Below are 17,494 nucleotides of genomic sequence, written 5' to 3' on the forward strand. Positions count from 1 at the left end.
CGCCCGCCCGGCCGCTTGTAAGATCGGGTCATTCTTTGTGACGTGCGGTTTCGAACCGGTGCGCTATGAAGGCGAAACCCATGGCGCGCCCGTCCCTTCCGGGTCCGCGCGTCGAAGCAGTCCAGCCAGGAAGCGAGTATCGCCATGTGCGGCATCATCGGCATCGTCAGTTCCAGGCCCGTCGCCGAACGGTTGATCGACAGTCTGAAGCGGCTCGAATATCGGGGCTACGATTCGGCGGGAATCGCCACGATCGAGGACGGCGTGCTGTCGCGTCTTCGCGCCGAGGGCAAGCTGGTCAATCTGGTGGACAAGCTCGACCGCAACCCGCGCATCGGCACCATCGGCATCGGCCACACCCGCTGGGCGACCCATGGCCAGCCGACCGAGGCGAACGCCCATCCGCACCAGACCGGCCGACTGTCGCTCGTCCACAACGGCATCATCGAGAACTATCGCGACCTGCGGGAAGAGCTCGAAGCCGGTGGCGCGGTCTTCGAAAGCCAGACCGACACCGAGACCGTCGCCCATCTCGTCACCGCCCAGATGGCGCTCGGCCTTGCGCCGAAGGAGGCCGTCCAGAACGCGCTCGCAAGGCTCGAAGGCGCGTTCTCGCTGGCCTTCCTGTTCGAGGGCGAGGACGATCTCCTGATCGCCGCACGGCGGGGCTCGCCGCTGGTCGTGGGGGACGGCGAGGGCGAGATGTTCCTCGGCTCGGACGCCATCGCCCTGTCGCCGTTCACGGACCGGGTGCGCTATCTCGAAGAGGGCGATCTCGCCGTCCTCACGCGCGAACGGATCGCGATCTTCGACGCGCACGGCAAGCCCGTCGACCGGCCCGTCAAGCGCTCGTCCGGCAAGCCGCTCTACGTGGACAAGGGCAACCACCGCCACTTCATGCTGAAGGAGATCTACGAGCAGCCCGAAGTCGTCGGCCACACGCTGGGCGCCTTTGTCGATCTGACCACCGGCAGGACCCGGCTTCCGGCATCGGCGTCGATCGATTTTTCCACGGTCGGTCGCATGGCCCTGTCGGCCTGCGGAACCGGCTATTATGCCGCCCTCGTCGGGCGGTACTATTTCGAGCGCTATGCGCGGATCGCCTGCGATCTCGATGTCGCGTCCGAGTTCCGCTACCGCGAAAGTCCGCTGGACGACGTCGATCTCGCCCTCTTCGTCTCGCAATCGGGCGAGACCGCCGATACGCTTGCCTCGCTGCGCCATGCCAAGGCCGAGGGCGTCGACACGGCGGCGATCGTCAATGTCGACGAATCGACGATCGCCCGCGAGGCGGCGCACGTGCTTCCCACCCTCGCCGGCCCCGAGATCGGCGTCGCCTCGACCAAGGCCTTCACGTGCCAGTTGATGGCGCTCGCCGCGCTCGCCATAAGGGCGGGCGTCGCGAAGGGCCGGATCTCGCCGGCGCAGGAGCTCGAACTCACGCGGACGCTTCAGGAAGCGCCACGCCTCGTCAACGAAGCGATCAAGCTGGAAAGCCAGATCGAACAGCTCGCCCGCGAGATGGCGACCAAGAGCCACGCCTTGTTCCTCGGCCGCGGCTTTTCCTTCCCGCTCGCCATGGAGGGCGCGCTGAAGCTGAAGGAGATCAGCTATATCCACGCCGAGGGCTACGCCGCGGGCGAGCTGAAGCATGGTCCCATCGCGCTGATCGACGACACCATGCCGGTGGTCGTCATCGCTCCGCACGACCGAAGCTTCGAGAAGACCGCCTCGAACGTCCAGGAAGTCGCGGCCCGCGGCGGCAAGATCATCCTCCTCACCGACGCAAGGGGGGCGGCCGCCCGGATCGTCGACGAGGCCTACACGATCGTCCTTCCCGAGATGCCGGAGATCCTGACCCCGATCGTCTACGCGATCCCGCTGCAGCTTCTGGCCTACCATACCGCCGTCCAGATGGGCACCGACGTCGATCAGCCGCGAAATCTGGCGAAATCCGTCACCGTCGAGTGAACCGTCATCCGATTGTTGAAACCGGCCGGTAACGCTTCGCCGTACCGCCGGATCCGGCGGGTCCCGGATCGATTCGGATCGTGGGGTGGCGCGCCTGCGTCGGGGAGCGAGAAGGACCGGGAGTCGGTTGCGCTTGCCGGCCAGGCTTCACCCCGTACCCCCGACCGAAGAACCGGACCCCCTGCCCGCGACCGACCGGCGCGAACGTGATGGGACCGACTGCATCGGGCGAGGCGACCTCTCCGCATGCCGCCGGGACGGGCCTCGCAGGGACGGACGATGAAGATTGCAGTTGCCGGGCTCGGCTATGTCGGGCTCTCGAACTCCGCCCTCCTCGCGCAGCACAACCGGGTCGTCGCGGTCGATCTCCTGCCGGAGCGGGTGGAGATGGTGAACCGGGGGGTCTCGCCGATCATCGACGATCATCTCCAGGACTTCCTGAACACGCAGGCCCTCGACCTGCAGGCGACGACGGACCCGGCCGAGGCCTTCGAGGGCGCCGACTTCGTCGTCATCGCGACGCCGACCAATTACGATCCGCGATCGAACGCCTTCGATACGCGTTCGATCGAGGCGGTGATCGGCGAGGTGCTGGATCGTGCGCCGCAGGCCGTGATGGTCATCAAATCCACCGTGCCGGTCGGCTACACCGCCGGCATTCGCCGGCGAACCGGGTGCGAGAACGTGATCTTCTCGCCCGAGTTCCTGCGCGAGGGCAAGGCGCTCTACGACAATCTCCACCCCTCGCGCATCGTCGTCGGCGAACGCTCCGAGCGAGGGCGCCAGTTCGCCGGGCTGCTGCTCGAGGGCGCCCGAAAGGACGGTATCGACGTTCTCTTGACCGATTCGACGGAAGCTGAGGCGATCAAGCTGTTTGCCAACACCTATCTCGCCATGCGCGTCGCCTTCTTCAACGAACTCGACAGCTACGCCCTCTCGCACGGCCTCGACACCCGCCAGATCATCGCGGGCGTCGCGCTCGATCCGCGGATCGGCGATCACTACAACAACCCGTCCTTCGGCTATGGCGGCTACTGCCTGCCCAAGGACACCAAGCAGCTGCATTCGAACTTTTCCGACGTGCCGCAGAACCTTATCCGGGCGATCATCGATTCCAACTCGACGCGCAAGGACTTCATCGCGGGGCAGATCCTCGACATGGGCCCGAAGCGCGTCGGGGTCTACCGGCTGGTGATGAAGGCCGAATCGGACAATTATCGCGCATCCAGCATTCAGGGCATCATGAAGCGGATCAAGGCGAAGGGGATCGAGGTGGTTGTCTACGAACCCATTCTGGCGGGAGAGAGCGACTTCTTCAATTCGCGGATCGAAACCGATCTCGACCGCTTCAAGGCCGACTGCGACGTCATCGTCGCCAACCGCATGGTGGGCGAACTGTCCGACGTCGCGGCCAAGGTCTACACGCGCGACCTGTTCGGCACCAACTGAGCCGGCCGCCGATCGAGGCGGCGAGGCTTCCGCCAGGCCGGCCGTTCGGGGGCGGAAAAGGCCGTCCGCCCTGCGTGCCGGGCCACGGCGCGCATCTAGAGCATGATGCCGAAAAGTTGCATGACTTTTCGGACAACATCATGCGGAAAAACAAATACTGAGAGCGAAATGTCGATTCAGACTTATCGCATTTCGCTCTAGGCTTTCGTCGCCCCGCCAAGGGTCGCTCCGGACGCGTCGACCGCCGCGCCGGCCGCGTCCTCACGCCGTGCGATACGCGCGCCGGCGCCCGCCCCGGCCGGGACGAGCACGGGCTTGCTGACGCGCTTGCGCACCTTTTCCCGGGAGGTGACCGGCACGCCGCGATAGAGTTGCTTGACCGCCTCGACGATGACGACACCCGCGAACACCGGCCAGGCCCTGCGCCCGAACCGCTCGATCGGGCCCGTCGCCGTCAGCAGCGAACGCTTGCGAAAGGGCGGAAAGAACAGGGCCTCGGAAAAGGTCGAGGGCGTGAACATCGATCCGCGCAGCAGCCGCTGCAACTGTCCGCGCGACCAGGGCCGGCCGGAGCCGAAGGGCGTATGCTCGAACCGCGCCCAGACGCCGCGCCGGTTCGGCGCGACGATGACCACGCGTCCGCCGGGCGCAAGAACCCGCCAGATCTCGTCCATGAAAGCTTCCGGGCTTTCGGCGAATTCGAGCGCGTGGGCGACGAGGATGCGGTCGATCGAGGCGTCGCCGAGCGGCAGGCTTTCAAGCCCCACCAGCGCGGTCTGGGATGCGGCGCCATGCGGCCAGCAGGCGGCCCCTTGCGTCGCCGGCATGAAGGCGAGCGCCCGCTCGGCATCCCCGCCGAACCGGTCGAGAAAGGGCGAGCCGTAACCGATCGCGACGAGACGCTCCTCGGAAATCGGCGTCCAGATCGACGTCAGGGCAGCGCAGACGGCGCGGCTTGCCTGCAGCCCGAGCGCGCTGTGGTAGAAATCGCGCAGGTCGATGATATCGGCGTTCGTGGTCAGACCGCTCACCTTGTGGAACAACGCTCGAGGGCGAGGTCCGAGTATAGGCATCGGCCCGCCGGCTTCGCAATCGGGCCGGTGGCATTGCCTGGGGATCGCGCAGCGCCTTGGCGGCGGCGATCGAGCCCTTATGTGACGTCTCAAGCATGACTCCAGCCGAGGAACCCCGCCCCATGTCCGAGATCGAGATCCGCCAGTTCGGGTGCCGAAGCGACAATTTCGGCGTGCTCGTCCACATGGGCGAAACCACGATCGCCATCGACGCGCCCGAGGAACGGCCGATTGTCGATACTCTCCAGGCCGAAGGCTGGACGCTGACCCATGTTCTGACGACCCATCACCACCAGGACCATGTCGAGGCGAACGAGGCGCTGAAGGCCCGCTTCGGCGCCCGCATCATCGGACCGAAGGACGAGGCGGCGAAAATCCCCGGCATCGACGAGACGGTCGAAGGCGGCCGGACGCTCGACATCGGCGGCATCGAGGTCCAGGTCATCGCAACGCCCGGCCATACCCTCGGCGAGGTCTCCTATTATCTTCCCGGCGCCCCTGCCCTGTTCGCCGCGGACGCCCTGTTCTCGCTTGGCTGCGGTCGCCTCTTCGAGGGCGACCCCGCCATGATGTGGGCCTCGCTTCAACGCCTGCGCGCCCTGCCCGACGAGACCATGCTCTACTGCGGACACGAATATACCGCGACGAATGTGCGCTTCGCGCTCGATCTCGATCCCGCAAATCTTCTCATTCACGAGCGGGCGAGCGAGGTGGAACATCTGCGCACCGCCGGCAAGCCGACCCTTCCGATCGCGCTCGGCAAGGAGAAGAAGACCAACCCCTTCCTGCGCGTCGACGAACCCGCATTCCAGAAGGCGGTCGGCATGGAGGGTGCCGACCCGGTCGAGGTATTCGCCCATGCCCGGAAGATACGCGACGGCTACTGAACCGAGAGCATCGCGCACGAGCCCTGATCACAAGGTGAATCATGCGGATCGCAAGGGTCGGCGGCGTCCGCCGAGGGAAGGAGGAACGTCCATGAACCCCGAGGTCCGGCAGATCATCGACACGCTCGGACTGGATCGACACCCGGAGGGCGGCTGGTTCAGGGAAACCTTCCGCGACACGGAGGTGGACGGGACGGGACGCGCCCGATCGACGGCGATCTGCTATCTGCTTGAGGCCGGCGAAACGTCCGAATGGCACCGCGTGACGGACGCCGCGGAAGCCTGGCACTATTATCGCGGCGCGCCGCTCGTCATCACCGTGTCGCCGGACGGCCACGACGCGTCCGCGCATCATCTCGGGCCGGACCTTCTGCGGAACCAGCGGCCGCAATTCGTCGTGCCGGCGAACTGGTGGCAGACCGCGACGAGCCTCGGCGCCTATACGCTCGTCGGATGCACGGTCGCGCCCGGCTTCACCTTCGACAGTTTCGAGATGGCGCCGGACAACTGGCGTCCGACCCCGCGCAAGAGCTCGGGCCGTTAGGCTCCGGCGAGTTCCCCCGCCGACGAGAGAAAGGGCGCTCAAGCGCCCCTTCCCAGATCCATGCTTACGGCAAGTTCCGATTGCTCAGGCGGGCGTGACCGGGAATGTCTCCTCGAAGACGTTGCCGTTCGTATCCGTCGCCTTCACTTCGAACGGCTTTTCGGTCTCGCCCGCATAGTTGAACCGGAAATTCGGATCTTCGGAGATCGAGATGCCGCCCGTCATGGTGAAGAGCGTCTCGCCGCCGCGCGACACCGCGATCTCGTCCACGAAGTGCGCCGGAATGTACAGAAGCGTCACCTGGTCCTTCTGGAGACCGGAATTGTTCGGGTGGCGAATCTGCAGCTGGGCCTCGCGCGTCGTGGACGAGCCCTCGGCCTTGCCGAACGAGCGCAGCTTCATCTTGCCCATCTCGCGGGCGGCCAGTTCGGGATCCTTCGCCGCCGGGGCCGCGCAGCCGCCGGCCGCCTTCACGAATGTCTGGGTAACGTAGAGATTGCCCTCGGCATCTTCGGCGACCACGTGAACGTCCGTATAGGCATTGACCCGCACGCGGGTCGTCAGCTCGGTGAGCCCCGCCCCTTCGGCAATGTCGAATGTCGCCGCCACCGGCGACGGATTCTCGTCGATCACGAGCGTGACCTTGCGAATGTCCTTGGCCGGATCGAGGCTGATCGTCATCGGGACGACCGCCGGGTCGGCCGCGCGGCTCGGCGCGTCGAGCGAGACCGCATCGGTACCGGCGATCAGCTCCTTGTCACCGAAGAGATCGCCCTTCAGATCGCTCCAAGCGGAATCGGCCGCGGCGGCCGCGGCCTCGGGCGTTTGCGTGTCGCTCTCGGCAAGGCCCGCCCGGGGCAGCGCGACCAGCGCGCTCGCCAGCAGCGTTGCAAGGGTGGTGTTGACGATGAGACGTCGCCTGAATGCCATGATATGTTCCTCCGCTGACGATCCGGACGACGGCCGCGCGCGCCTTTTCGGCGTTCCTGTCGCGGAATGTCATGTCTGATCCATTCAACCGAATGTGCCCCAAGCATTCCCCGGCGACAAGATCCCGCCGATCATTCCGGCGTTACCGTCCGCGCGGCGGCGACGACGCACGCGGGGACGGCCATGGGGCGGTTCTTACTCCCATTCGAGTTCCGCGAAGGCCGCCGTCGCGTTGCGCCGCCGAAACGCGTCGGCGAGCGCGAACGCTTCCGCTTCCGTGCGTGCCGCGCTCTCCGCCGTTTCCTGCAAACCGTCCCCGTTCGCGATCGCCGAACGCACGTCGCCGGCCAGTCGCTCCAGATAACCGGTCTGCGGCGCCATCGCGTCCGGCCACCTCGCATCCAGCGGACCGTGGCCGGGCACGACGTGCGCAGCCTCTATGGCCATGAGGTCGGCCGTTTGCTCCAGCCAGCCGGCAAGGCTCCCGTCGAGCACCGGGAGATGGTCCAGAAAGACCAGGTCGCCGGTGAACAGGGTCTGCGTCCGGGTGTCGAAGACGGTCAGATCATTGTCGGTATGGGCCGTCTTCCAGGCCGTCAGCACGATCTTCCGGTTGCCGAGATCGACGATGCGAGGAGCAAGGACCGCAACGCCCTCGTCCGGGCCGACAATGTCGAGACGGTCGATCTCGGCGATCCCGAGCTGTTCGGCCATGGACATCCGGTAGGATTCGGCCCGCGCCGCGATGGCGGCCCCGAGCCGTTCGTGCCCGAGGATCGTCGCCCCTTCCGCCGCAAACACCTGGTTGCCGAAGATGTGATCGGGGTGCATGTGAGTATTGATCACGAAGCGGATCGGCTTGTCGGTGATCCGACGGATCGCTGCAAGCGCGCGTTCCGCCACGGCGACGCTCCCGCCCGTATCGATCACGGCGACAGCCTCGTCGCCGACGATGAAGCCGCTGTTGGAGATGTCGCCCTGATTGTCGGGACTGGTTTCCTCCACCAGCCCCTGATGGGCATAGACCCCGTCGGCAATCTCCACGAAGAACGGACGCGTCGGCCTCTCCTCCGCGCGGGACGGGGCGCCGAGCACGGCGGAGAAGGCAAGAAACGCCAGGATCATCGCCGGCACGCCGCAGCAGAACCGCACCGAATCACGCAATAAAATTTTGGTAACCATGAACATGTGGGGCGAAATGGTCCCGTGGAGGCTCCAGACAAGTCATCTTGATTGACCTTTCAAGAAAAGGCCGGACGAAATGCTGCGTCGTTTTGCCCGATGAAACCACGTCTTCGCACTTGCGAAAGCGAACGTCTCGCCGCTCGACTTTGCCCGGCGTCCACACGTTTCCAGGGCCCCAGTGTGCGAACATCTTTTCCGGGCAAAGTCCTTGATCGCTTAGGACAGGCAGCTTCCGGCGCGCGCGTGAGCGGTGCGTCGCACGGGACGTGGTCACACGCCACACGGGGCCCCGCGGAACCACCTGTTCATAAATATCTCGTGATAGAACGTAAGTGTTCGGCAGCAGAAGGACTGTCGGACGGGCGCCAACACTGGATCGCACGCCCGTTAATGCTGCACTGCACAAGGAAAAAGTCCTCGTTGCCGCTTGCATGGATGAATTTCCGCATCTAGCATCTGTCTCATGGTTTCCGGCTTCAAAGATCGCAGCGTGTTGGGAGCACAGCGATTTTTCGAAGGCCACGGTAGGGCAATGATCAACGGTGCCCACCAAGACCCCTATTGGCGGTCGTGACACGCTGCCGGAAACCGTCCCCACTCATAGCCGGCTTCGGCTGATTCGAACCTGTCGGGCTTTTCCGAGAGGGTCAATGCGCCTGTATCCGGCACTCGGTTCCTTTGGGAGGACACTCGATGCTAAAAACATTTACCAAGGCCGCACTGGCTTCCAGCTTGCTTCTGGCGGGCGGCGGCTATGCTGCTGCAAACGACGCGCTGAAGGAAGCCGCAAGCAACCCCGCTCAGTGGGTCATGCCAACGGGCAACTACGCGAACCAGCGTTATTCCGAACTCGACGCCATCAACAAGGACAATGTCGGCGACATGGTTCCGGCGTGGACCTTCTCGACCGGCGTTCTTCGCGGCCACGAGGGCAACCCGCTTGTCGTCGGCGACACGATGTACGTCCACACGCCGTTCCCGAACATCGTCTATGCACTCGACCTGACGCAGGACGGCCGGATCAAGTGGCGCTACGAGCCCAAGCAGGACCCGAACGTCATCCCGGTGATGTGCTGTGATACCGTCAACCGCGGCGTCGCCTACGCGCCGGCTTCCGATGGCGGCAAGGCGATGGTCATTCTCCATCAGGCCGACACCACCGTCGTGGCGCTCGACGCCGAGACCGGTGAGCAGATCTGGAGCGTCCAGAACGGTGACCCGTCCAAGGGCGAGACCGGTACGGCCGCTCCGATGGTCGCCAACGACAAGGTCTATATCGGTATTTCCGGTGGCGAGTTCGGTGTTCGCGGTTCGCTGACCGCCTATAACCTGTCGGACGGCAAGCAGGCATGGCGCGCCTATTCGACCGGTCCAGACGATGAGATGCTCTTCGATCCCGAGAAGACCACGGCCCTCGGCAAGCCTGTCGGCGCCGACTCCTCGCTGAACTCCTGGGAAGGTGATCAGTGGCAGATCGGTGGCGGCACGACCTGGGGCTGGTTCGCGTTCGATCCCGAGCTGAACCTCGTCTATTACGGCACGGGCAACCCGTCGACCTGGAACCCTTCGCAGCGTCCGGGCGACAACAAGTGGTCGATGACCATCATGGCGCGTGATGCCGACAGCGGCATGGCCAAGTGGGTCTATCAGATGACCCCGCACGACGAGTGGGACTTCGACGGCGTCAACGAGATGATCCTTGCCGACATCCCGGTCGACGGCCAGGAGCGCAAGGCTCTCGTGCACTTCGATCGTAACGGCTTCGCCTACACGCTGGACCGCGAGACCGGCGAACTGCTCGTCGCCGAGAAGTTCGATCCGGCCGTCAACTGGGCGACGGAAGTCGTCATGGACAAGGAGTCCGATCAGTACGGGCGTCCGCAGGTCGTCGCCGAATACTCCACGGAGCAGAACGGCGAAGACGTGAACACCACCGGCATCTGCCCGGCGGCGCTCGGCACGAAGGACCAGCAGCCTGCGGCGTTCTCGCCGAAGACCGGCCTGTTCTACGTCCCGACCAACCACGTCTGCATGGACTACGAGCCGTTCCGCGTCGCCTACACGGCCGGTCAGCCCTATGTCGGTGCAACGCTCTCGATGTATCCGGCTCCGGACAGCCACGGCGGCATGGGCAACTTCATTGCCTGGGACGCTGGCAAGGGCGAGATCGTCTGGTCGCTGCCTGAGCAGTTCTCGGTCTGGTCCGGCGCGCTCGCAACCGCTGGCGACGTCGTCTTCTACGGCACGCTCGAAGGTTACCTGAAGGCGGTCGACGCTCAGACGGGCGACGAGCTCTACAGCTTCAAGACCCCGTCGGGCATCATCGGCAACGTGATGACCTACGAGACCGACGGCAAGCAGATGGTCGGCATCCTGTCGGGCATCGGCGGCTGGGCCGGCATCGGCCTCGCAGCCGGCCTCACCGATCCGAACGCCGGTCTCGGCGCCGTCGGCGGCTACGCGGCCCTGTCGAACTACACCGCACTCGGCGGCCAGCTGACGGTCTTCACCGTTCCTGACCAGACCGCGTCGGCGTCCTCGACCGATGCTGCGGCCACGCCGGCAGCAGCCGAAGGCGAGCAGCCCGCCAACTAAGGCCCGAACGACACCATCCGGCCTCGATGCAGATCGAGGCCGGAATTCGTTCGCAGACCCTGGAGCGGCCGCGCTCGAAAGTGCGCGGCCTTTCCGTCCCTTCCGGGACGCGAAGCTGGCTGACCTTCGACCCGATCAGCCCAACGAATTCAACTGACGAACTCAGATCGATCGCGGCTCATGTTTCGCGTAAAAGTCGAGGAAACGATGAAGAACACTATGATTGCAGGACTGGCCGGAGCCTTGCTCTTGTCGACCGCCGGCTTCGCCTACGCGGCGCAGGGCACGACCGTCGTCCCTGCCGGCCAGCAGAGCCCGCAGACTGAAGTCGCCCAGGCCGAGACCCCGGCAGAGGCGCCTGCCGCCGCCGACGAGGCGCCCGCCGCGTCCGAAGCACCGGCCGCAAGCACCGGAACATCCGGCCAGGAAAGCGCGCCCGCAGGCGACGACGCGTCCAGTGCCGCGGCCGCGCCTGCCGAAGGCGGTGGTGCATCCGTCGCCGGCGTTTCGAACCCTGAGCCGGATGCCAATCCATCGGCCGATACGAAGGCCGAATCCAACACGGTCGCGACGATCAAGCCGGCCGATGCCGCCGAAGATCCAGGTCTGGCGCTCGATTCGGCCGAAAAGCCGGTCTATGCGTTCGCCGAGGACGGCACGGCCGACTGGTACACATGGCGCGGCTACAAGAAGTACGGCGCCAACTGTCTCCAGTGCCACGGTCCCGACGGCATGGGCTCGTCCTTCGCGCCGAACCTCCTCGAATCGCTCCAGACGATCGATTATTACGAATTCGCGGGCATCATCGTCGGCGGCCAGCAGAACCAGTGGGGCAGCAACAATTCGATCATGCCCGCCTGGGGCGAGGATCCGAACGTCATGTGCTCGCTGAACGCGATCTACACCTATCTGCGCGGTCGAAGCGACGGCGTGGTCGATCGCGGCGAGCCGAAGCGTCCGGGCAAGTCCGATCTGGCGCAGGCCGCTCAGCAGAAAGAATATGATTGCTTGGGCTTCTAGGATCATGACCAAAGCGACAACCCTGTCTGTCGGTCTCGCGAGCGCTTTTGCGCTCGCGATTTCGTGTGTGTTTGCGGGGCCGGTCTCGGCGCAGGACCGCGAGTTCGGCGGCGAGATCGAACTGGTCGATCCCGACGTGCTGCGCGTCTGCGCCGACCCCAACAACATGCCCTTCGCCAATCAGGCCGAGGAAGGCTTCGAGCAGGAAGTCGCCGAACTCCTGGCCGAAAAGCTCGGCCGCACGTCGGTCTCCTACACCTATTTCCCGCAGGCGACCGGTTTCGTGCGCATGACGCTCGGCTCGAACCTGTGCGACCTCATCGTCAGCTACCCCCAGGGCGACGAGCTCGTCCAGAACACCAACGCCTACTACCGCACGGCCTACGCGATCGTGGTACCGGCGGAAGGGGATCTGTCCGGCGTCACGAAGCTGGAAGACCCGGCCCTTCAGGGCAAGCGCCTCGGCATCATCGCCGGAACGCCGCCGGCGACCTATCTCGCCAAGGCCGGCCTCATCGGTCTGGCCAAGCCCTATCAACTGATGGTCGACACCCGCTACGACAATTCGGCCGAAGCCATGATGAAGGATCTGGAATCCGGCGAGATCGACGCGGCCGTTCTTTGGGGACCGCTGGCTGGCTGGTACGCCAAGCAGTCGGAGAAGGACTACAAGGTCGTTCCGCTGGTCAACGAAGGCCCGGGCCCGGCCATGGCTTACCGGATCACCATGGGCGTGCGCAGCGCCGACCAGGAGTGGAAACGCACGCTGAACGTCGCGATCCGCGACAATCAGGAAGCGATCAACGCCATTCTCCAGTCCTACGGCGTGCCGCTTCTGAACGAAGCCAATGAGCCGCTGCAGGCCGCCGCCGACACCGACGCCGAAGCGCCTGCCTCCGAAACGGACGGCGCGAGCGACGACGCCTCCGGACCACAGGACGCACCTGCGGCGGGCAACGGAGCGACGGCAACGGGCGCGACGGGCAGCCAGTCCGGCACGAACTGATCGCGAAGGACACTCTCGAGGAGGGACCATGCTGAGAAGGTGGAGCGTCTTTCGCCGCATGGCCCCTCTCCTGCTGCTCGCCTGTCTCAGCGGCGCGGCGGCCGCCGAAGCGATGGACGTCGACCGGGGCGACGATCTTCCGCTCTCGGTCGATACGGTGCCTGAGCCTGAAGGCTACCGGATGGACGACTATCGCGCTCCCGTGCCCTCGACGCTTACAGGCGGCACCGTCGCCGACATCGCCACTGTCAAGGCGCTTCACGACGAAGGCGTTCCCTTCGTCGATGTCCTGCCCCGCGCGCCCAAACCCGAAGGCCTGCCCGAGGGCACCTATTGGCGCCCGAAACCGCGCCTCAACATTCCCGGATCGGTCTGGCTCGTGGATACGGGCTACGGAAAACTGGCGCCGGTGATGGAAGACTATTTTCTCGAAGGTCTCGACGAAGCCGTCGGCAAGGATCGCTCCAGGCCGATCGTGATCTATTGCGACGACGATTGCTGGATGAGCTACAACGCCGCCCGGCGCGCCATCGAGAACGGCTTCACGAAGGTGTTCTGGTATCCGGAGGGCACGCAGGGCTGGGCGAAAGCCGGGTACGACCTGGTGCGGGCCGAGCCCCTCGATCGCCCGGACGAATAGCGGGCGTGACGTAAGGCGCGCCGTATGCGCCCGCCGGTGCATGGGATGCGCCGGCCGTCGGTGAGGTGACCCGTCTCGCTTGGCTCGAGCACCGGCGCGAACATCGGGATCGGTCTTCCGAAAGCCTGATGCATGACACCGGAGGGATGACTGGCGCAGCGCCCGGATGGTTCGACGCATCATGCTCTGGCCCCGATCCTCGGCAGCCTCTTGGCCTCTCTTCACGCGGCCCGCGCACGGATCTCACCGATGCCGGCGCGTCCGCTTTCGCAGGCGTTCGCGCCGGCCCTTGCCTAGAGCGAAATGCGATAAGTCTGGATCGACATTTCGCTCTAAGTATTTGTTTTTCCGCATGATGTTGTCCGAAAAGTCATGCAACTTTTCGGCATCATGCTCTAGATCAGATAGCGGATCGACAGGAAGCCGCCGATCAAAATGACCATGAAGAGGGTGAACAGGAGGCCGAGCCGACGCTCGATGAAGCTCTGGATCGGCGCGCCATATCGCTGAAGAAGCCAGGCGACAAGGAAGAACCGCGCCGCGCGTCCGACGATCGAAACCAGCGTGAAGACGACGATGTTGAGGCCGGTGACACCGGAAAAGATCGTCAGCACCTTGTAGGGAAACGGCGTGATGGCGGCGAACAGGACCGCCCAGCCGCCCCATTCGTTGTAGCGCGTGGTGAGCTCGGCGAACGAATCGGCCTTGCCGTAGATTTCCAGGATCGGCCGGCCGATGAGGTCGAAGAAGAAATAGCCGATCGCATAGCCGAGAAACGCGCCGAGAACGCTCGAAACGGTGCAGATCGACGCGATCCGTATCCACTTGTCGCGCTTGGCGATCACCATCGGGATCAGCAGGGCGTCAGGCGGGATCGGGAAGAAGGAACTTTCGATGAAGGAGATGGCGGCCAACGCCCGCTCCGCATGGCGCGTGGCCGACAGTGACATCACCCAGTCGTAAAGCTTTCGCAGCATGGCCCGTTCGTTCCGCTCATCGTCATCTTCGCGGTGCCGGCGCCATGCGGTCGCATCGCTCCGGCACTGTCAGTTCGTTTGTTGCCGCGCCGGATGGTGGAAAACCGGGTGCCGCGTCTTTGCCCGGAGCCGTGGGGCGAGGATCGAACCGCCCGCAGCGGACGAACCCTGGCGAGCCTCCCTTAGCCGAAAATGCTTTCCCGACACCTACTTTTCGCAAAACGGGGAACGTCGGGCCGCGATGGTCGCGGCAGCGGAGCGGCATCGCGCCTCCGGCCTCGCCTTGCGGCTCGTCCCGCGGCCGCCGGACGTCGCTTCGTCGGTTTGCGAAAGACCATACGATCGGCCGGCATGGATGCATCCGCGCCGGCGCCGGCGCGCTCATCGCCCGGTGGATGGAAACCATGTTGACCCCCGACACGGCGGCGTTGTATGCATCTGCCACGGGAAGCGGCCTCGCCGCCTCGTGCCCCTGTGGTGGAATTGGTAGACGCGCGCGACTCAAAATCGCGTTCCGAAAGGAGTGCTGGTTCGATCCCGGCCAGGGGCACCACCCATCGACGTCAAGCCGATCAGAAGCCTCGCCGACGCGATCGGGATCTTCCATCCCCGCCGCCTCGGCGTCCGGGTCGCATCGTCCGGCAGCCTCTCCCACATTCAGGCACTTTCGAAGGACGGACGCGACGGCGCACAGCTTTCGCCGACGGGCAACGCCCCCCCGCCGGGCCCGCGCTCCGCACTCCGCTCGGCCCCGTGCAAACGACCCTGGCGCCCACGGGGAAACCGGGCTTGACGCCGAATGCCGTAAAGCCTTACAGAGCGGGAACCGGGCGCGTAGCTCAGCGGGAGAGCACCTCGTTCACACCGAGGGGGTCACAGGTTCAATCCCTGTCGCGCCCACCATCAAATCAAGCACTTAGCCGATATCGCGAAAATCGCCGCTCAGATTGGTGCTCATTTACTCCGGTTTCTGAGCGCTGATCTCGGCTTGATCGAGTGGGGTGCGTGATGGGCTACAAGTTCAATCTGAAGCACCGCCCGGATTGGTGGGAATGCCCGTATTGCCTCAAGCCGGTTGGCCTCGTCGGGCGATGGGTCGCATGGCTTCTCGGCACAGGAGCGCATCAATGCACGTTCTCAAACGTCGTGCCGCCTGCAATCTCCCGACACCACCCCAACCATCAGGATGTCGATCGTGAAACTGACGAAACCTAATCCGTCATGGGTCATCGCAAAAAAAGTTTTTGCAGCATGGTATTCAAGCCGATCACCGCGCCCCACCCTGCTACAGGAGACCACCGATGTCTGATATGATCGGGCGCATGGCGAAGGCTATCATGGTAGCGCGCGACGATGGCGAATGCCTCGTCAAAGACTGGATGCGGGAAGGGGCCGAAAACCCGCATGTCGCCCAAGCTTTGCGCCAAGCCCGCGCTGCCCTCGCTGCTATCGAGGAAACGCATGTGGTGGTGCCGAGGGAGCCCACGAAGCAAATGGCGGTTGCCGGTGAAGATGCTATTCAGGAAGCCATAGACTACACGACCGACACCCATTCGACGTACATCATAGAACTGCCTATGGAATGGGCCATGGTTGGATACCGCGCCATGATCGCAGCGGCAGAGAAGCCGTGACCTTCCATCCAATCCACTATCTACGCGTGGCCTCTCACTTCTGGCCTTGGGAGCGGGCGTTCTGGCTGGCGCTGTTTCACGATGGCATCGAGGATGGGTGGGTTCCGATAAAGCCCTCATGGATCAGCGATCGTCGGACATTCTACGCGCAGATCCTATGCCTTTCGAGGCCGAAAGACGTACGATACTCGGACTATATCGCCATCATTTCCCGCATGGGCCATCAAAGTGATGTGGTTCGCATGAAGCGCGCCGACCTCGCCGAGAACTACGCCCGCGCCCCGGAATCTCTCCGCAAGCGCTACGCTAAAGCCATGGCGATGCTTGCTTGACCAGACAGTGACGCCTTTGTAGGGTGGCGTTGATAATAAGCCCCACGCTTCTCAACGATGCGCACCAGGGGCTTTTTCGTTTCAGGCGCTGACACGAATTTGGCCCGCGCCCTCAATCAAGAGAGACGCGGGCCGGGTAGGTCAGTGATGTCGGGGCAGCGCCTAGTTTGAACCGGGCGTAAACCGCGCAGGAAGGTCTGGAATGCCTTCGCCATACATTGAACCGGCGATGAAGCCGAACACGCACGCAATAACTGCGACGACGAGAACGACCCAACGCCAATTATTCGGCAACGATACACTGACGAACGTTGACGGCGACATCACCATCAAAAATGCACCTCCGACAGACCACAGCCGCATGAACCCGAGAAACGGACTAACGATCATCCAATCGGGATATCCGGTGTATCGCCATACCAACGTCCACAAAAGAATGCCGATGCTCGACAGCGCAAGCGAAACGATGCCGACCATTAACTGAGGACGGCCACCGGACCGCCCTTCCGCAAGATCCGCAAACGACACCGGAGCCCATCGATAGATCACGACCGCAAACATCCCGATCAAGGCCATGGTGACGATCTCAATTAGAAATCGACCCGGCACGAAGATCGCAAGCGACCAGTAAATCACGGTCACAAGGACCAAGCTCTGAACGAGCGTGTTTGAAAAGAACGCCCGAAAGCTGCGTTCCCTGTTTTCGGTTTTTTCAGACATTCCCGCCCCTATCGAACGCGGCCAACGTGTCATCGACAAGTCGCCGATGATCCTCCAGGCTGCGCTTAATGGACGACACCGTTCTACTATGCGCGATCCGGGCGTCGGCCAATTCGGCCTGTAAACTCATTATTTTATCCGTGTGAGGGACGACGAACGTGCATGACGCTCGCTTCTTTCGTCGGGAGAATGGCCACATTTACCGGCCCCTCCCCGACGAGATCAGTGTATCGAGGCTGGATTTTATCCCATCAAGTCGCCTTTCAAAGCTCGATTGCATGTCGTCCATGACCTCATCGCCCTTCCGAATGGAATCGATGGCCGATCGCATTTCATTTATCCTGCATGTCTGGATTTCTTCGATCCGCTTTTCTGCGGCGTCACGCACTGCGTCAGATGCCTTGTCGGCCTCCTTACGGTCTTTTCGCTCCATCCAGTAAAGAGTTGTCAGCGCAATCACCGCGATGCCGAGGACGCCATAACCGAATAGCTCTTTCGTCGCCGGCTCGATCAACGCCGTTATGTCCATTC

The 17,494-nt window shown here is 64.0% G+C and carries 16 protein-coding genes and 2 tRNA genes; 12 read left to right on the forward strand and 6 right to left on the reverse strand.

Features of this window, described 5'->3' with window-relative positions; genetic code table 11:
• Positions 1 to 144 precede the first annotated feature (144 nt).
• The gene (gene glmS / locus U0C82_RS03560; protein WP_322185671.1) at positions 145 to 1,971 is read left to right on the forward strand and encodes a glutamine--fructose-6-phosphate transaminase (isomerizing); all 1,827 of its coding nucleotides are present in this window, start codon (positions 145 to 147) and stop codon (positions 1,969 to 1,971) included.
• 279 nt (positions 1,972 to 2,250) lie between these two features.
• Positions 2,251 to 3,420, forward strand: a complete 1,170-nt coding sequence (locus U0C82_RS03565; RefSeq protein WP_322185672.1) for a nucleotide sugar dehydrogenase — start codon at positions 2,251 to 2,253, stop codon at positions 3,418 to 3,420.
• Positions 3,421 to 3,617: 197 nt separating this feature from the next.
• Here the strand turns inward: U0C82_RS03565 and U0C82_RS03570 are convergent, their stop codons facing one another.
• Complete coding sequence (locus U0C82_RS03570; protein ID WP_322185673.1) at positions 3,618 to 4,451, reverse strand: class I SAM-dependent methyltransferase; 834 nt, start codon at positions 4,449 to 4,451, stop codon at positions 3,618 to 3,620.
• Between the two features lie 164 nt (positions 4,452 to 4,615).
• On the opposite strand from U0C82_RS03570, the gene gloB reads away from it, so the two are divergent.
• Positions 4,616 to 5,380, forward strand: coding sequence for a hydroxyacylglutathione hydrolase (gene gloB / locus U0C82_RS03575; RefSeq protein ID WP_322185674.1), 765 nt, complete (start codon positions 4,616 to 4,618; stop codon positions 5,378 to 5,380).
• Between the two features lie 91 nt (positions 5,381 to 5,471).
• On the forward strand, positions 5,472 to 5,924 hold the full coding sequence (locus tag U0C82_RS03580) for a cupin domain-containing protein (protein ID WP_322185675.1): 453 nt from the start codon (positions 5,472 to 5,474) through the stop codon (positions 5,922 to 5,924).
• 84 nt (positions 5,925 to 6,008) lie between these two features.
• Here U0C82_RS03580 and U0C82_RS03585 read toward each other — a convergent pair whose 3' ends face one another.
• Both U0C82_RS03585 and U0C82_RS03590 read right to left on the reverse strand, forming a co-directional pair.
• A complete protein-coding gene (locus U0C82_RS03585) occupies positions 6,009 to 6,854 on the reverse strand; it encodes a quinoprotein dehydrogenase-associated SoxYZ-like carrier (protein WP_322185676.1) in 846 nt (281 codons plus the stop codon).
• Positions 6,855 to 7,049: 195 nt separating this feature from the next.
• Positions 7,050 to 7,979: a quinoprotein relay system zinc metallohydrolase 2 gene (locus U0C82_RS03590; RefSeq protein ID WP_322185677.1), complete on the reverse strand. Its 930-nt coding sequence runs from the start codon at positions 7,977 to 7,979 to the stop codon at positions 7,050 to 7,052.
• 753 nt (positions 7,980 to 8,732) lie between these two features.
• Here U0C82_RS03590 and U0C82_RS03595 point away from each other — a divergent pair.
• The 4 genes from U0C82_RS03595 (at position 8,733) to U0C82_RS03610 (ending at position 13,300) form a co-directional block, all read left to right on the forward strand.
• Positions 8,733 to 10,634 (forward strand): methanol/ethanol family PQQ-dependent dehydrogenase, encoded by a 1,902-nt coding sequence (locus tag U0C82_RS03595; protein WP_322185678.1) that lies wholly within the window; start codon positions 8,733 to 8,735, stop codon positions 10,632 to 10,634.
• A gap of 207 nt (positions 10,635 to 10,841) precedes the next feature.
• A complete protein-coding gene (locus U0C82_RS03600; protein ID WP_322185679.1) occupies positions 10,842 to 11,654 on the forward strand; it encodes a cytochrome c family protein in 813 nt (270 codons plus the stop codon).
• A 4-nt stretch (positions 11,655 to 11,658) separates the two neighbouring features.
• On the forward strand, positions 11,659 to 12,660 hold the full coding sequence (locus U0C82_RS03605; protein ID WP_322185680.1) for a substrate-binding domain-containing protein: 1,002 nt from the start codon (positions 11,659 to 11,661) through the stop codon (positions 12,658 to 12,660).
• A gap of 28 nt (positions 12,661 to 12,688) precedes the next feature.
• The gene (locus U0C82_RS03610; RefSeq protein WP_322185682.1) at positions 12,689 to 13,300 is read left to right on the forward strand and encodes a PQQ-dependent catabolism-associated CXXCW motif protein; all 612 of its coding nucleotides are present in this window, start codon (positions 12,689 to 12,691) and stop codon (positions 13,298 to 13,300) included.
• A 395-nt stretch (positions 13,301 to 13,695) separates the two neighbouring features.
• Here the strand turns inward: U0C82_RS03610 and U0C82_RS03615 are convergent, their stop codons facing one another.
• Positions 13,696 to 14,277 (reverse strand): YqaA family protein, encoded by a 582-nt coding sequence (locus U0C82_RS03615; protein WP_322185683.1) that lies wholly within the window; start codon positions 14,275 to 14,277, stop codon positions 13,696 to 13,698.
• A gap of 468 nt (positions 14,278 to 14,745) precedes the next feature.
• Between U0C82_RS03615 and U0C82_RS03620 the strand changes: the two genes are divergently transcribed.
• The 4 genes from U0C82_RS03620 to U0C82_RS03635 all read left to right on the forward strand — a co-directional run bounded on the left by U0C82_RS03620 (position 14,746) and on the right by U0C82_RS03635 (position 16,243).
• A tRNA-Leu gene (locus U0C82_RS03620) sits at positions 14,746 to 14,830 on the forward strand.
• Positions 14,831 to 15,105: 275 nt separating this feature from the next.
• Positions 15,106 to 15,180 (forward strand) — tRNA-Val (locus tag U0C82_RS03625).
• Positions 15,181 to 15,578: 398 nt separating this feature from the next.
• Positions 15,579 to 15,911 (forward strand): hypothetical protein, encoded by a 333-nt coding sequence (locus tag U0C82_RS03630; RefSeq protein ID WP_322185685.1) that lies wholly within the window; start codon positions 15,579 to 15,581, stop codon positions 15,909 to 15,911.
• Positions 15,908 to 16,243: a hypothetical protein gene (locus tag U0C82_RS03635; protein ID WP_322185686.1), complete on the forward strand. Its 336-nt coding sequence runs from the start codon at positions 15,908 to 15,910 to the stop codon at positions 16,241 to 16,243. Before U0C82_RS03630 ends, U0C82_RS03635 begins: the two co-directional genes overlap by 4 nt.
• A gap of 162 nt (positions 16,244 to 16,405) precedes the next feature.
• On the opposite strand, the gene U0C82_RS03640 is transcribed toward U0C82_RS03635, so the two are convergent.
• Together U0C82_RS03640 and U0C82_RS03645 are read right to left on the reverse strand one after the other, a co-directional pair.
• Positions 16,406 to 17,002 (reverse strand): hypothetical protein, encoded by a 597-nt coding sequence (locus U0C82_RS03640; RefSeq protein WP_322185688.1) that lies wholly within the window; start codon positions 17,000 to 17,002, stop codon positions 16,406 to 16,408.
• A gap of 160 nt (positions 17,003 to 17,162) precedes the next feature.
• On the reverse strand, positions 17,163 to 17,492 hold the full coding sequence (locus U0C82_RS03645) for a hypothetical protein (RefSeq protein ID WP_322185689.1): 330 nt from the start codon (positions 17,490 to 17,492) through the stop codon (positions 17,163 to 17,165).
• Between the last annotated feature and the right edge of the window lie 2 nt (positions 17,493 to 17,494).

Source organism: Fulvimarina uroteuthidis, assembly GCF_034321785.1.
Classification (GTDB): domain Bacteria; phylum Pseudomonadota; class Alphaproteobacteria; order Rhizobiales; family Rhizobiaceae; genus Fulvimarina; species Fulvimarina uroteuthidis.